Source organism: Nocardioides sp. JCM 18999 (assembly GCF_055391175.1).
Genome location: NZ_AP043887.1, coordinates 397,051 through 410,557, shown reverse-complemented (window position 1 = coordinate 410,557; position 13,507 = coordinate 397,051). Strand labels below are relative to the sequence as shown.

Here is a 13,507-nt window from a genome sequence, read left to right as displayed (position 1 = left end):
GCACCCCGGAGACCGGACGCTTCTGCTGGGCTCAGCGCGAAGCGCCGTCCTGGATCGTGAACACGCCGCAGCCGACCCCGTCGACGGAGTAGTGGACGCCGATCCCGGCGACCGATTCCGTCTCGTCACTGGTCGTGGTGATCTGCAGGGCGGCATCGCCGTCGTGCAGGACGGAGTCCTTGGGAATGGTGATCACGTAGTCGTCGCCGACGGTCGCCGTGGACACGGAGTGGGCGAGATCTCCGCACGGCGACTCCTCTGTTGCGGCCGGCGGCGCGTCCTCGACCGACGTGCCGGCCTCCCCCGGCCCGCTCAGCTGAGCCGATCCGCCCGTGCTCAGGGTCGGCCCCTCGTCGCCGGTGGCGCCGCCCGCCGGCGGCTCCCCGGCAGGACTGTCGTGCTCCATCGTGATCAGTCCGTCGGGTCCGGTCGTGATCTGGAGCGGCTTGTAGTTCACCTCGGCAGTGATGCCGTGCTTCGCGAGCTCCCTCTCCAGGCCGTCGGCGTCGTCGAGCCGGTGGATCGTGATCGTGATGTCCCCGTCGGCGTCGTTCTCCACGGCGTACGCCGCCGGGGAACCGAGCGTGGACAGACCGAGCGCGACGGCGGCGGTGGCGGCGATGCCCCCGACCGCGATGACGCCGCGGCGGCGGCCGGAACGCCGCGCCGGTGCGACGTCGCCCTGCAGGACCCGCTGCTGCAGCTGCGCCAGCAGAGCGGTGTCGAAGGAGTCGAGCGGCTCAGCGCCGCTGGTGCCGGTCGTGCCGGCGGTGTGGGTGTTCATGCTTGTGCCTCCTGGATGACGAGGACGGGCAGGTCCGCGTCGACCGATGCGAGTAGGGATGCGTCGCCGAGGTGGGCCCTCAGCCGGGCGCGGCTGCGGTGCAGCCGGACCCGCGCGGTGCCCGGCTTCACCCCCAGCTGCTCGGCTGCTTCGGCCACCGACAGACCGTCGACCGCGACGAGCTCCATCAGCAGCCGGTCCCGGTGGGGCAGCTGCGCGAGGGCGTCGTAGAGGGAGCGGGTCAGCCGCTCGGCCTCGATCCGCTCGTCGATCCGGGCCGTCGAGTCCTCGTCGAGGAGCCGGTGCCCGATCAGCTGGCTCTCGGCGCGGAACCGGCGCGAGCGGCGGCGACGGGCGTCGGCCACCTTGTTGCGCGCGATCCCGAGCAGCCAGGCGATCGGACGCCCGTGCTCGGGGCGGTACCGGTCGGCGGTCTCGATCGCGGCGAGGAAGATGTCGGCGGTCAGGTCCGCGACCTCGTGCGGATCGGCCACCCGGCGGGTCAGGAAGATCCGCACCGCGGCGGCGTGCTCCCGGTAGAAGGCCTCCAGGAGATCAGGGTCGCGCCCGATCCCGGAGACGTCGTTGTCGTCGATCTGCTTCACACCCGTTCTTCGTCACTGCGCGTCCCAGCGTTACATCGGATGTCAGTCGGCGACCTTGATCACCAGCTTGCCGAAGTTGTCCCCGCGCAGCAGCCCGCGGAACGCCTCGGGCGCGTTGTCGAGTCCGTCGACGACGTCCTCGACGTAACGCACCGACCCGTCCGCGATCCAGGTCGGCATCTCGCGCGTGAACGCCTCGGTGTGGGTGGGGACGAACTCGTTCTGGATGAAGCCGCGGATCCGCAGGCTCTTGCTCAGCACGAGGCGCATCAGACCGGGGAGCCGATCGGGCCCGTCCGGCGCACCCGTCGCGTTGTAGTCGGCGATCAGACCGCAGACCGGAACCCGGGCGTAGGTGTTGAGCAGCGGGAAGACCGCAGCGGCGACGTGGCCGCCGACGTTCTCGAAGTAGATGTCGATCCCGTCCGGCACGGCCGCTGCCAGCTGCTCGGCGAAGTCGGGGGCACGGTGGTCCAGCGCGACGTCGAAGCCGAACGTCTCCGTCAGCGCCGTGACCTTGGCGGGACCACCGGCGATGCCGACAGTCTTGAGGCCCTTGAGCTGGGCGATCTGACCGACCGCACTGCCGACGGGACCGGTGGCGGCGGCGACCACGAGGGTCTCGCCGGGCTGCGGCTTCCCGATCTCGAGCAGGCCCGCGTACGCGGTGAACCCGGGCATGCCGAGCACCCCGAGGAACAGGCTCGGCGACAGCGCACCGGGATCGATCCGCTTCGTCTCCCGCGCCGGTACGGCGGCGTACGACTGCCAGCCCGTGTAGGCGAGGACGAGGTCGCCGACCGTGCGGTTGGCGGCGCGGGACTCAACCACCTCGCAGATGGTGGCGCCGACCATCACCTCGCCGAGCGGCACCGGGGCGGCGTACGACTTCGCCTCGCTCATCCGGCCGCGCATGTAGGGGTCCAAGGAGAGGAAGAGGGTGCGGAGCAGGACCTGGCCGTCCTCCAGCGCGGGGACGTCGACCTCGACGAGCTCGAAGTCGGAGTCCTGCGGCTCACCGACCGGGCGGGCGGCGAGTCGGATCTGGCGAGTCTTCACAACATCTCCTCGAGCTTCATTCACAGCGGACTTCCGACCCTAGTGCGCCCCGAGTGCGACACTGACGCCGTGCACGAGGCCAAGCAGACGCGTCGCCGCGGAGCCGTGCTGGAGCAGGCGATCCTCGACGCCGCCTGGGCCGAGCTGAGTGAGCGCGGGTGGTCCGGGTTCACCATCGAGGGCGTCTCGGCGCGCTCGGGGGCGGCGAAGTCGGTGATCTACCGCCGGTGGCAGGGTCGGGTCGAGCTCGCTCAGGAGATGCTGCAGCGCTCGGCCGCCACCAGTGTCGGCCACTTCCCCACCCTGGGCGACCTGCGCTCGGACCTGATCGCGTTCACCGTCGGCATGGCCCAGTTCCTCCGGACCCCGTTCGGCGACGCGGCTCGCGGGGTCTCGCACGAGGGTGATCCGAGCACGAAGGTCAGCCTCTTCACCGACACCCCGATCATCGCGCTGGTGGCCGACATCGTGGACCAGGCCCGCGCTCGGGGCGAGCTCGAGGGACAGCCCTCCGTGTTCGCCATCAACCTCGGCCATGCGGTGGTGATGTCGGAGTTCCTGCACATGCACACCCCGCCGAGCGAGGGCGCGATCATCGAGCTGGTCGACACCGCCTGGTTGCCAGCGATCCGCGCCACGGCAGCAGGGGCGCCGGGATCCTGAGATCCCGACGCCCCTTCACCGATCAGGCGTGATCAGCGCTTCTTGACCACCTTCATCTTCAGCACGCTCGAGCCCGACGGCTTGAACGCCGAGGTGCCGACGTACTGGGCCGTGATCCGGTGCTTGCCCGCACGGAGCTTGGGCAGCAGCACCCGCACCTTGCCGCCACTCAGGGCGGCGGTCGCGCGGACCTTGCCGTCGATGCTGATCCGCACCACACCGCCGGGCTCGCGGGCCGCGGCCGTCACGGCGACCGTGACGCGAGCCCGCTTGTCGGAGCGCACCGACGCGGGTCCGGTCAGCTGGGTCCGCGTCGCCTGCGCGACGACCACCGGCGGCGTGACGGGCGCCGGCTTGAGCGTGACCTCGCGGTACGGCGTCAGGACGACCGGCCCCATCAGACCGGTGCGCTGCCACGCACCGCCCGAGTAGTTGCTGTCCCCCGTGGTGCGCACCGCGTTGAACATCGTCGTCGCCACCCGGACGACCACGGTGTTGGTGCCGACGTGCAGGGTGCGACCGAGGTCGATCCGGCCGCGGTCGGACTGGTTGACGCTGACCTGGGTGCCGTTGACCGTCACGGTCGCGGTGTCGAGGACGTCACCGAGGGCGAGGTAGGCACCGTCGGCGGCGGTCCAGGTCGTCGGCAGCTCCACCGTCGTGGTGTAGGTGCCGATCCCCGAGGAGGCGCTGAGGTTGACGGCACCCTTGATGTCGAGCCACGACGGCAGGTTCCCGCCCTCGTCGGCTGTGACCGCCACGGCCGGCTGGTCGGTCTTCGTCGTCGTGTACTCGTTGACACCCGGGGTCCAGGTCTGGGCCTGGAGACTCCAGGTGTTCAGCGCCTGCGGAGCACCGATGCCGGCCACGACCGACGAGCGGGTGGTGCCGTTGCTCAGCGCCGCGGTGTAGGTCCCGTTCTCGTCGGCACGCAGCGTGACGTTGGCCCCGGCCACGGCGGTGACCTCACCGTTGCTGCTGACCGCGTGCAGGCCGGGTGCGGCGCCGAACCCAGCGGCCGGCGAGGCCAGCGCCAGGATCACCTTGTCGTACGGCGCGATCCGGACGTGCACCTTCACACCGCCCTTCGTGGCGACGTACGACGCGACCGGCGTGATCTTCCCGGTCCAGGTGTCGAGCACGTACGGCGTCCCGGAACCGGTCAGGGTCAGGTCGGTCTCGACCGTGCTGGCCGAGCGGTTGTAGACGAAGTCGTACGTCGCCCGGTTGGTCTCGCGCCGGACCAGCCCGAGAGCCGCGGACGGCTCGGCCGGGGTGACCGCCGGGGTGATCCCGGCCGCCTTGAGTGCTGCCGGGAGCGCCGTCTCGTCCGCGACCTGGGTCACGGTCGACTCGGCGAGCAGGTCGGCGACGACGTCAGCGACCTCGGCACCCGCCGGGGTGGCACCGACGACGAAGATCTTCAGTCCTTCCTCGGCCAGCGCCAGCAGGCGTCGGGCGTTGACCGGCGACAGCGTGCTCTGCTGGTTGAGCACCAAGGCCTGATAGTCGGCACCGTCAGCGAACAGGTGGCCATCGTTGTCCGGGGTGGTCTTCCCGAGGATGCCGGGGGTCAGGTACTCGTAGGTGTAGCCCGCGCTCGAGGTGGCCGAGCCGGTGCCGAGCAGGTGCTGGGTCGGCTCCTGGTCCCCAGCGCTCTTCCCGGCCAGGCCCTTGTCCTGGTAGTAGACGGCAATGTCGGACGTGCTCCGGCCCTGGCGCAGCACGAGCTGGGTGCGAGCGAGGTTGTCGTTGACCGGGGCGTAGTCGGGCCAGCTGGCCTGACGCGGACCGAACTCGTCGTTGACGTTGAGCGCGCCGTAGATGTCCCACGGGTGGTAGCCCGGCCAGGTGCCGCCGTCACGACCGGCGACACCGACCCCCTTCGGGGCGTCGCGGTAGGCGTAGCCGTGCCAGACCAGCTGGTTCACGCCACCGGCGTACGCCTTGTAGATGCTGTCGAGCAGACCCTGCTGCTTGCCGGCCAGGTCGGTGAACTGCCCGCCGACGTTGGGGCCGGCGACGCTGGAGCGGAAGTTGCCCGTGAAGGCGGCGCAACATTCGGTGGAGACGATGTTCTTGCCACTCGCGTGCACGCCGCCGGCGAGAACCCGGTAGTCCTGCTCGGCGCCGACCGCGTTGGGGCTGCCGAAGTTGAGCGACTCACCCTCGGCGATGCCGGCGGCAGCCGCTGCGTCGCCGCTGGCGATCGGGGTGCCGTAGGACTGCACGCGGAAGTTCAGCCCGTGGCTCTGCGCCCAGCGCTGCATGGGGGCGACGTACTTGGTGGTGTAGAGGTCGCTCATCGTCTGGCGGTAGTCCTCGCGCAGCTTCGGGCCGATGCCAGCCAGCTCGAAGGCCGGCGTCCCGGTGCCCTGGAGGCCCGTGCCCAGCAGGGCCGGGAGCGCCAACGTGGCGTCGTAGCCGCGCAGGTTCTCAAAGGACTGAAGCAGGTTCGACGTCCACTTCTGCGTCGATCCGAGCTCGAGGGAGTCCTCGAAGATCGAGCCGCGCCCGATCTTGTCGAGGTTGGACTGAACCGTGTCGGTGAGGATCTTGTCGTCCCAGAAGTTGGTCTGAATCTGGACGCCCCCGGTGCTCCAGTGGTCGACGACGTAGTTCGGCTGCGTCATCGTGTAGCCGCCGCTCTGCGCGATCTGGCCCGACGCCGTCTGGACCAGGTTGAGCAGGACCCAGGGCTTCCCGTTGCCGGCGGGGAAGGTGTAGTCGAGCTTGCCGCCCGAGACCTGGGAGCTGACGTCGACGACCGAGGCCGGGTCGAGTGCGATGGTCCCGGCGGTGCTCGCGTCGCAATCGGCGGCGCACTGGGCGACGATCGTCTTGATCCGCGTGGTGCGGGCGACGTTCACGACGGTCTCGGGAACCGCGTGTGCGCCGCTGACCGGGGAGACGGACAGCTCACCGCAGGTGGCGGTGCGGTCACCGAGGCCGGTGACGGTGACCTTCTCCGCGCCCGCGCCGGCTCCGACAGTGATCGTGTCGCCGGCGGCGTACCCGCCGAGGTTCTCCACCCGCAGCGTGTCGTCGCCAGCCGAGGCCGGGGCGCAGAGCTTGGTGCTGACGGTCGGGATCCCGCTCGCAGGGGCCGGCAGTGCGCCGGACCGGGAGCCACCGGCGGCGGTGAACTCGCGCCCGTAGAGGAGCTGCTGCTCGGCCTGGGGCTGGTTGAAGCTGTTCAGCGTCGGCACGGTCGGCGGGTAGGCCGGTCCGAGGTTCTGGTCGACCTGCAGCCCGAGCTTCACGGCCTCGTCGGTGATCACCTCGAGCTTGTGCTCCCACGCGGGGGTGCCCCATCCGTACTGGGCGAGGAAGGCGTTGGTCTGATGCCCCGTGCCCGGGACGATGAACGGCGCGATCTCGACGCCACCTGCACCACCGGCCGCCATGTCGCGCAGCTCCTGGCGGAGCTCGTCGTCGTCGGTGTAGGCCAGCGGCATCCACCAGCGGTACATCGGCTTCACCGAGGTGGGCGGCTCGGCGAAGGTGGCCGGCGTCAGGTCCGACCCCGCCTTCGACGTCGACGCCGCGGGGGCGGCTGAAGCCGCCGGGGAGGTGCCGGACAGGGCGGCGATCGGCAGCAGGCCGACCGCGAGCGCCGCGGCTGCGGTGCCCGCCAAGGACCAGCGCAAACGGCTGCCCGAACGGGGTTGGGTGTGTTCGTGGGACATGGGCCACCTTCGGAATTGAAACGTTACAACGTGACCCGCGTCACGCTAGGTGACATCACGTGTTTTTAGCAACGCTGCGTTGCTTAATCATTCTTTGGAACGATCCACCACGCGTATCGCCGGCGCGCTACGGTGGTCGCTCACAGTCCGAGGGACACGAGGGATGGGGATTCAGATGGGTTCGATCGTCGTCGGGTACGTGCCGACACCGGAGGGCGCAGCCGCTGTGGACTACGCCGTCAGCCTGTCGAAGGCCGACGGCCGCGAGCTGGTCATCACCAACTCCGGTGTGCGGGGGAACGACGCCCACCCCGCGTTCGCCCCGGCCGGTGACTGGGACACGCTCGACCGCCAGCTCACCGAGCAGGGCATCGCTCACCGGATGGTGCAGCCGCTGCTGGCCGACTCACCGGCCGACGTCATCCTCGACACTGCCCGCGAGGCGAACGCCGACCTGATCGTGATCGGTCTGCGTCGCCGCTCCCCCGTCGGCAAGCTGTTCCTGGGCAGCAGCTCGCAGCAGGTGCTGCTCGAGGCCGACTGCCCGGTCGTCTCGGTCAAGCGCCCGGACTGAGAACGCCGAAACCCGCCTTTCGGTGAACCGAAAGGCGGGTTTCGAGGGACGACTCAGTCCTCGTGGTGCTCGTGGATCCCGCGACGGGGACCGGTGTGCTTGTCCTGCTCGTCGGAGCTCATCCGGGAGGAGGCGATCAGGCTCGCCACCGTGGTGACCACGAGCGTGCCGATGATGACGGCCAGGGAGACCCAGATCGGGATGTCGGGCGCCCACTCGACGTGCTCACCACCGTTGATGAACGGCAGCTCGTTCTCGTGCAGCGCGTGCAGGATCAGCTTGACCCCGATGAAGCCGAGCAGGAACGCCAGCCCGTAGGACAGGTAGATCAGCCGCTGCAGCAGCCCGCCGATCAGGAAGTAGAGCTGACGCAGACCCATCAGCGCGAACAGGTTCGCGGTGAAGACGATGTAGGGGTCCTTGGTCAGGCCGTAGATCGCGGGGATCGAGTCGAGCGCGAACAGCAGGTCCGTCGTCCCCAGGGTGAGGATGACGAAGAACATCGGGGTGACCAGACGCTTGCCGTCGATCCGGGCGAGGATCGAGGTGCCGTGCCACTCCTTGGTCGCGGGGAGGTGCTTCTCGGCCCACTGGACCAGCTTGTTCTCCTCGTACTCGTCCTCGTCCTCGCCGCCCTCCTTGGCCAGCTTGAAGGCCGTCCAGACGAGGAAGAAGCCGAAAATGTAGAAGACCCAGGAGAACTCGTTGATCGCCGCGGCGCCGACGACGATGAAGATCGCGCGGAAGATCAGCGCCAGCACGATGCCGACCATCAGGGCGCTCTGCTGCAGCTCCCGCGGCACGGCGAAGTTGGCCATGATCACGATGAAGATGAACAGGTTGTCGACCGAGAGCGAGTACTCGGTCAGCCACCCGGCGAAGAACTCGGCGGAGGGGTTGGCCGACAGCGAGGTCGGTTCGGCGAAGACGGCCAGCCCGATCCCGAACAGGATCGCCAGCCCGACGAAGAAGACGAGGTGTCGCGACACCTCACCCATCGACGGTTCGTGCGGACGCCGCGCGATCACGAGGATGTCGACGGCCAGCAGACCGACCAGAAGGACCAGGGTGACGGTCCAGACCAATGGCGAGGCGATCGAGTCGCCCGTCAGGGAGCTCACAACAGAAACCGAACGACTCAGACGGTCCCAGAGTTCCGGTCAACCGGGTCCGCGGAGGACGGCAGGATGCCTGCTTCGCGGTTCTTGGCGGCCTTCTTGAACTGGCGCGACATCGAGAATCCGAGCGCGACGACGGCGGCGAAGAGCAGCAGGAAGATGATGAAGGCGGTCCAGCCGGCCTTGACGTCGGCCGGCTCCGGCGGGGCGTCGACGGCCGTGTGCACGGCGGCGATCAGGGTGTACGCGGCATGGGACAACATCACGAGACGGGACCAATCACATCGGGGGTGATCCCGGAGAACAGGTCGTCCTCCGGAACAGGGGCGTCGACGAAGCTCTCGACGAGCTCGAAGTCTTCGGTCGGCCAGACCTCGGCCTGCAGCTCCCGGGGCACCGAGAACCACCAACCGTCGGGGTCGATCTGGGTGGCGTGCGCGAGCAGGGCCTGGTCACGCACCCCGAAGAAGTCGGAGCAGGGCACCTTGGTGGTGACGCGGGCGTCCCACTCGGGCTCCTCCTTCCACTCCTTGAGTCGATCGCCGTACGGCGACTCCAGCCCGTGGGCCAGGATCGCCTCGTGCAGCGCGACCGCCTTCGGGCGGTTGAAGCCGTGCGAGTAGTACAGCTTGAGCGGCTGCCACGGGGCGCCGAGCTCGGGGTGGAAGTCGGCCTTGCCGGCGTGCTCGAAGGCGAAGACCGAGATGTTGTGGCACTGGATGTGGTCCGGGTGGGGATACCCGCCGCGCTCGTCGTACGTCGTCAGGACGTGCGGCTTGACCGACCGGATCAGCGCGATCAGCGGCAGTGCCGCCTCCTCGACCGGGACCAGGCCGAAGCAGCCCTCGGGCAGCGGCGGCCGGTTCCCGTCCTCGTCGGGCTCGGGCCAGCCGGAGTCGATGAAGCCCAACCACTCCTGGGTGATGCCGAGGATGTCGCGGGCGCGGGCCATCTCCTCGCGCCGGATCTCGTGGATGTTCTCCAGGATCCCGGGCCGGTCCATCTTCGGGTTGAGGATCGAGCCGCGCTCGCCGCCGGTGCAGGTCGCGACGTGGACGTCGACCCCGTTGGCCGAGTACATCGCGGTCGAGGCGGCGCCCTTGCTCGACTCGTCGTCGGGGTGGGCGTGCACGTGCATGAGTCGCAGGCCAGCCCACTGAGCAGCGCGTGGATGCTGAGGCATACCCACCATCGTAGGTGGCACCGCGCGGATGCGAGGATCGTGGGGTGAGTGATCTGGCGCAGCGCTACGGAGGGCATCGGTCTTGGACGTCGCGGATCTTCCCCGTGCTCGCCGTCGTGATCGTGGTGGCCCTGGTGGTGTGGACGGTCTGGGTGGTCTGGATCAAGTCCAACCCGGTGATCTCCTCGACCCTGGCCACGTGGGAGGTCGTCGACGACCACTCCGCGGTCGCGTCGGTCCGGGTGACCCTCGACGACGACGTCCGCGACCCCAGCTGCCTGATCCGGGCCACGGCGGAGGACCACGTCACCGTCGGTGACCTGACCTTCACGCCCGTCGCCGGAAACAACGAGGTCACCATCCGCACGGAGCGGATGGCGACCTCGGTCGATCTGGTGGGCTGCACCGCCCAGGGGCAGAACGACCCGCGCTGATCGCAGCGCTCAGCAGCTCAGCGTCAGCTGAAGACGACGACCTTCAGCACCTGCACCTTGAGCGGCCCGCGCGGGCCCTCGAAGGTGACGACGTCGCCGACCGAGGCACCCAGCAGGGCGCCACCGACGGGTGACTGCGGGGAGCTGATCTCCAGCCCGTGGGAGTAGTCGTCCATCTCGATCGCGGCGATCAGACGGACCTCGGCCTCGTCGTCGTCATCGCCCTCGAACTTGAACGTGACGACCTTGCCGGGGCCGACGATGCCGTCGTCGGTGGGCTCGGTCGTGTCGACCTTCAGCAGGAGTGCGGCCAGCTGCGCGATCTCACCCTCGAGACGTCCCTGAGCCTCCCGAGCGGCGTGGTAGCCGCCGTTCTCCTTGAGGTCTCCCTCGTCGCGGGCGGCGCTGATCTCGGCGACGATCTTCTCGCGCTGGGGGCCCTTCATGTCCTCGACCTTGGCGGTGAGCTGCTCGAAAGCGCTGCGGCTCATCCACACGGTCGAGGCCGACGTGTTGTCAGTCTGCTGGGTCATCGGGGTGTGCTCCTACTTCCGGTAAAGGATCAGAGAAGTCTAGCAACTGGGGTTCTTCTGCTTGCGGATCTTCAGCGAGGTGGTGGACGACCGCGTTGATCGCCGCGGCCATCGGTACGGCGACCAGGGCGCCGACCACGCCGGCCACCAGGACACCGACGGCGATCGAGACGATCACCGCCAGCGGGTGCACCGCGACCCAGCGGCCCATCAGGAACGGCTGCAGGATGTGCGCCTCCAGCTGCTGCACCAGGATCACCCCGCCGAGCATCAGCAGCGCGGTGACGAAGCCCTGGTCCACCAGGGCGACGAGGACCGCGACCGAGCCGGCGACGGTGGCGCCGAGCAGCGGCACGAACGCGCCGAGGAAGACCAGCACGCCGATCGCGGCCACGAACGGCACCTGCAGGATCGCCGCGACGATCATGATCCCGATCGCGTCGACGGCGGCGACGATGACGGTGGCCCGCACGAACTGGGTCAGCGAGACCCAGGCGACGGTGCCGGAGGAGTGCACCCGGTCCCGGGCAGCCTGGGGCGCGATCCGCACGATCCAGGACCAGATCGTCGAGCCCTCGGCGAGGAAGAAGTAGGTCGCGAACAGCGCGATGAACATCCCCGCGACCACGTGCCCGACGGCGGTGCCGAACTCGGTCACGTGGCCGAGCACGTTGCCGTCCTGGCTGGCGTTGGTGATCGCCGTCTGCACCCGGTCGATGACGTCGTTGATCTGGCTGTCGCTGGCCTGGAGGGGGCCGGTCTTCAACCAGTCCTTGATCTCACCGAGACCCTGGACGGTCTGGTCGGCCAGGTCCTGGGCTCCGCTGGCGACCTGCGCCCCGGCGAAGACGAGCCCGGCGGTGATCACCGAGATCCCGGCGATCACGATCAGCAGGGAGGACAGGACCCGGCCGAGCCCGATCCGTCCGAGCACGGCCACCAGGGGCGCGCAGAGCGCCGAGATCAGCAGCGCGACGATCAGCGGGATGACGACGACGCTGAGGTAGCCGAGCACGCGGGCCAGCACGTAGCCGGCCGCGGCGATGACCAGGAAGCGCCACGCCCACTGGGCAGCGATCTCGACTCCGCGAGGGACCATGTGCGTGAGCGTAGCCTCGGGAACGAAGCGGGACACCGAGTTGTTGCACCCATCGCACCACCCATCAGCAACCGCAGGAGGCACTCATGTTCGGTCGACCGAAGACCCTGTTCCCCGCCGACGCCACCCTGGCGGGCCGTGCGGAGCCCGAGTTCGCCCTCCCCGCGCGCCACCGCGTGCTGGGCACTCCGCTCGACGCGGTCCCCGGCCAGGACGGCACCCCCGAAGGCCTCGAGGTCGCGTACTTCGGCCTCGGCTGCTTCTGGGGCGCCGAGGAGATCTACTGGGCCAAGCCCGGCGTCTACACCACCTCGGTCGGTTACCAGGGCGGGACGACCCCGAACCCGACGTACGAAGAGGTCTGCAGCGGTCGGACCAACCACACCGAGGCGATCCGGATCGTCTTCGACCCGTCGGTCATCTCCTACGCCGACCTGGTCAAGACGTTCTTCGAGGTGCACGACCCGACCCAGGGCATGCGCCAGGGCAACGACGTCGGCACCCAGTACCGCTCGGCGATCTACTTCACCTCCCCCGAGCAGGAGGCGACCGCCCGCGAGCTCACCGCGGTGTACGGCGCCGAGCTGGCGCGTCGCGGTTTCGACCCGATCACCACCGAGGTGCGTGAGGTTCCGACGTACTTCCCGGCGGAACCGATGCATCAGCAGTACCTTGACCGCGTGCCCAACGGATACCGTTGCCACGCCACGACGGGGATCACCTTCCCCGCCGAATCCTGAATCCTCCACACCCCTCGGAAGGAACCCGCATGAGCGTCATCATCGTCGGAGTCGACGGAAGCGAGACCGCTGCCCAGGCAGCCCGGAGCGCCGCGATCCTCGCGGTCGCCCTCGGCGCCGACCTGCACGTCGTGTCCGCGTTCGCGCACTACGAGGAGAAGGTGTTCGACCGGGGTCCCGGCGAGCAGTTCGTGGTCAGCAGCCGCGACAGCGCCGAGGCGCTGGCCCAGGACGTCGCCAACTCGCTGCGCGCCGACTACCCGAACCTCACCATCGAGGCCGAGGCCGAGTCCGGCAAGCCGGCCGAAGCCCTGGTCGCGGCGGCCGAGTTCACCAAGGCCGAGCTGATCGTGATCGGGAACAAGCGCGTCCAGGGTGTCTCGCGCATCCTCGGCAGTGTCGCCGTGGACGTCGTCCGCAAGGCGCCGTGCGACGTGTACATCGCGCACACGCACGCGCGTTGACCTCAGCGCTCAACGCCGGGCTGCAGCGCGACCTCGGTGACGGGGTCGTGCTGCGCCCGGTGCAGCGCGAGGACCTGGTCGAGCTGACCACGCTGGTCGTCGCCAACCGCGAGCACCTCGCGCCCTGGGACCCGCTGCGCGACGAGGACTACTTCACCCTCGCCTCCCAGGAGGCGGTGATCGAAGGGCACCTCGCCCGGCTCGCCGCCGGCTCCGAGGTGCCGCTCGTGCTCGTCGTCGACGGACATCTCGCCGGCCGAGTGACGCTGTCCAACGTCGTGCGCGGACCGCTCCAGAGCGCCGTGCTGGGCTACTGGATCGACGCCGCCCTGCAGGGCCGCGGCCTGGTCTCGCGTGCCGTCGAGGCCGTGGTCGAGATCGCCCGCGACGACCTCGGCCTGCACCGGCTCGAGGCCGGCACGCTGGTGCACAACGAGCGCTCGCAGGCTGTGCTGCTGCGCGCCGGGTTCGAGCGGATCGGCATCGCCCGCGGGCTGCTTAAGATCGCCGGCGAGTGGCAGGACCACGTGCTGTTCCAGCGCCTGCTGGAGGAGTAGGCGCG

General features: G+C 69.5%; 15 protein-coding genes. 6 read left to right on the top strand and 9 right to left on the bottom strand.

The features are described 5' to 3' along the window. Positions 1 to 31: 31 nt before the first annotated feature. The 3 genes from ACZ5J1_RS01955 to ACZ5J1_RS01945 are packed head-to-tail and all read right to left on the bottom strand — an operon-like array spanning position 32 to position 2,448. The gene (locus ACZ5J1_RS01955) at positions 32 to 784 is read right to left on the bottom strand and encodes a hypothetical protein (protein WP_464561998.1); all 753 of its coding nucleotides are present in this window, start codon (positions 782 to 784) and stop codon (positions 32 to 34) included. Further along, a complete protein-coding gene (locus ACZ5J1_RS01950; RefSeq protein ID WP_464561997.1) occupies positions 781 to 1,389 on the bottom strand; it encodes an RNA polymerase sigma factor in 609 nt (202 codons plus the stop codon). The genes ACZ5J1_RS01955 and ACZ5J1_RS01950 overlap by 4 nt, the downstream gene beginning before the upstream one ends. A 42-nt stretch (positions 1,390 to 1,431) precedes the next feature. Beyond that, positions 1,432 to 2,448, bottom strand: coding sequence for an NADP-dependent oxidoreductase (locus ACZ5J1_RS01945; RefSeq protein WP_464561995.1), 1,017 nt, complete (start codon positions 2,446 to 2,448; stop codon positions 1,432 to 1,434). A 69-nt stretch (positions 2,449 to 2,517) separates the two neighbouring features. Between ACZ5J1_RS01945 and ACZ5J1_RS01940 the strand changes: the two genes are divergently transcribed. Further along, positions 2,518 to 3,111, top strand: coding sequence for a TetR/AcrR family transcriptional regulator (locus ACZ5J1_RS01940; RefSeq protein WP_464561993.1), 594 nt, complete (start codon positions 2,518 to 2,520; stop codon positions 3,109 to 3,111). 32 nt (positions 3,112 to 3,143) lie between these two features. On the opposite strand, the gene ACZ5J1_RS01935 is transcribed toward ACZ5J1_RS01940, so the two are convergent. Beyond that, a complete protein-coding gene (locus ACZ5J1_RS01935; RefSeq protein WP_464561991.1) occupies positions 3,144 to 6,800 on the bottom strand; it encodes a glycosyl hydrolase in 3,657 nt (1,218 codons plus the stop codon). A 175-nt stretch (positions 6,801 to 6,975) separates the two neighbouring features. Here ACZ5J1_RS01935 and ACZ5J1_RS01930 point away from each other — a divergent pair, with 175 nt between their 5' ends. Beyond that, the gene (locus ACZ5J1_RS01930; protein ID WP_464561989.1) at positions 6,976 to 7,374 is read left to right on the top strand and encodes a universal stress protein; all 399 of its coding nucleotides are present in this window, start codon (positions 6,976 to 6,978) and stop codon (positions 7,372 to 7,374) included. 53 nt (positions 7,375 to 7,427) lie between these two features. On the opposite strand, the gene ACZ5J1_RS01925 is transcribed toward ACZ5J1_RS01930, so the two are convergent. From ACZ5J1_RS01925 to mca, 3 genes are read right to left on the bottom strand one after another with little or no spacing between them, the layout of a single operon-like run. Next, positions 7,428 to 8,495 (bottom strand): TerC/Alx family metal homeostasis membrane protein, encoded by a 1,068-nt coding sequence (locus ACZ5J1_RS01925; protein WP_464561987.1) that lies wholly within the window; start codon positions 8,493 to 8,495, stop codon positions 7,428 to 7,430. Positions 8,496 to 8,512: 17 nt separating this feature from the next. Further along, a complete protein-coding gene (locus ACZ5J1_RS01920) occupies positions 8,513 to 8,755 on the bottom strand; it encodes a hypothetical protein (RefSeq protein ID WP_464561985.1) in 243 nt (80 codons plus the stop codon). After that, positions 8,755 to 9,675: a mycothiol conjugate amidase Mca gene (mca, locus tag ACZ5J1_RS01915; RefSeq protein WP_464561983.1), complete on the bottom strand. Its 921-nt coding sequence runs from the start codon at positions 9,673 to 9,675 to the stop codon at positions 8,755 to 8,757. The genes ACZ5J1_RS01920 and mca overlap by 1 nt, the downstream gene beginning before the upstream one ends. Before the next feature lie 44 nt (positions 9,676 to 9,719). On the opposite strand from mca, the gene ACZ5J1_RS01910 reads away from it, so the two are divergent. Next, the gene (locus ACZ5J1_RS01910; RefSeq protein ID WP_464561981.1) at positions 9,720 to 10,109 is read left to right on the top strand and encodes a DUF4307 domain-containing protein; all 390 of its coding nucleotides are present in this window, start codon (positions 9,720 to 9,722) and stop codon (positions 10,107 to 10,109) included. A 23-nt stretch (positions 10,110 to 10,132) separates the two neighbouring features. Here ACZ5J1_RS01910 and greA read toward each other — a convergent pair whose 3' ends face one another. Both greA and ACZ5J1_RS01900 read right to left on the bottom strand, forming a co-directional pair. Further along, entirely contained in the window at positions 10,133 to 10,642 is a 510-nt protein-coding gene (gene greA / locus ACZ5J1_RS01905) for a transcription elongation factor GreA (RefSeq protein WP_464561979.1), read from the bottom strand. Next, positions 10,626 to 11,741, bottom strand: a complete 1,116-nt coding sequence (locus ACZ5J1_RS01900; protein WP_464561977.1) for an AI-2E family transporter — start codon at positions 11,739 to 11,741, stop codon at positions 10,626 to 10,628. Before ACZ5J1_RS01900 ends, greA begins: the two co-directional genes overlap by 17 nt. 86 nt (positions 11,742 to 11,827) lie before the next feature. Between ACZ5J1_RS01900 and msrA the strand changes: the two genes are divergently transcribed. The 3 genes from msrA to ACZ5J1_RS01885 are packed head-to-tail and all read left to right on the top strand — an operon-like array spanning position 11,828 to position 13,502. Continuing rightward, positions 11,828 to 12,481, top strand: a complete 654-nt coding sequence (msrA, locus tag ACZ5J1_RS01895; RefSeq protein ID WP_464561975.1) for a peptide-methionine (S)-S-oxide reductase MsrA — start codon at positions 11,828 to 11,830, stop codon at positions 12,479 to 12,481. A gap of 29 nt (positions 12,482 to 12,510) precedes the next feature. Further along, the gene (locus tag ACZ5J1_RS01890; RefSeq protein ID WP_464561973.1) at positions 12,511 to 12,945 is read left to right on the top strand and encodes a universal stress protein; all 435 of its coding nucleotides are present in this window, start codon (positions 12,511 to 12,513) and stop codon (positions 12,943 to 12,945) included. Next, positions 12,942 to 13,502, top strand: a complete 561-nt coding sequence (locus tag ACZ5J1_RS01885; protein WP_464561971.1) for a GNAT family N-acetyltransferase — start codon at positions 12,942 to 12,944, stop codon at positions 13,500 to 13,502. Before ACZ5J1_RS01890 ends, ACZ5J1_RS01885 begins: the two co-directional genes overlap by 4 nt. Positions 13,503 to 13,507: the final 5 nt, after the last annotated feature.

Bases quoted from the DNA above. Each gene is read 5' to 3' on its own strand.
- ACZ5J1_RS01920 (WP_464561985.1), bottom strand. From the start codon at position 8,755: ATGTTGTCCCATGCCGCGTACACCCTGATCGCCGCCGTGCACACGGCC.
- ACZ5J1_RS01930 (WP_464561989.1), top strand. From the start codon at position 6,976: ATGGGTTCGATCGTCGTCGGGTACGTGCCGACACCGGAGGGCGCAGCC.
- mca (WP_464561983.1), bottom strand. From the start codon at position 9,675: ATGCCTCAGCATCCACGCGCTGCTCAGTGGGCTGGCCTGCGACTCATG.
- ACZ5J1_RS01890 (WP_464561973.1), top strand. From the start codon at position 12,511: ATGAGCGTCATCATCGTCGGAGTCGACGGAAGCGAGACCGCTGCCCAG.
- msrA (WP_464561975.1), top strand. From the start codon at position 11,828: ATGTTCGGTCGACCGAAGACCCTGTTCCCCGCCGACGCCACCCTGGCG.
- ACZ5J1_RS01955 (WP_464561998.1), bottom strand. From the start codon at position 784: ATGAACACCCACACCGCCGGCACGACCGGCACCAGCGGCGCTGAGCCG.
- ACZ5J1_RS01900 (WP_464561977.1), bottom strand. From the start codon at position 11,741: ATGGTCCCTCGCGGAGTCGAGATCGCTGCCCAGTGGGCGTGGCGCTTC.
- greA (WP_464561979.1), bottom strand. From the start codon at position 10,642: ATGACCCAGCAGACTGACAACACGTCGGCCTCGACCGTGTGGATGAGC.
- ACZ5J1_RS01935 (WP_464561991.1), bottom strand. From the start codon at position 6,800: ATGTCCCACGAACACACCCAACCCCGTTCGGGCAGCCGTTTGCGCTGG.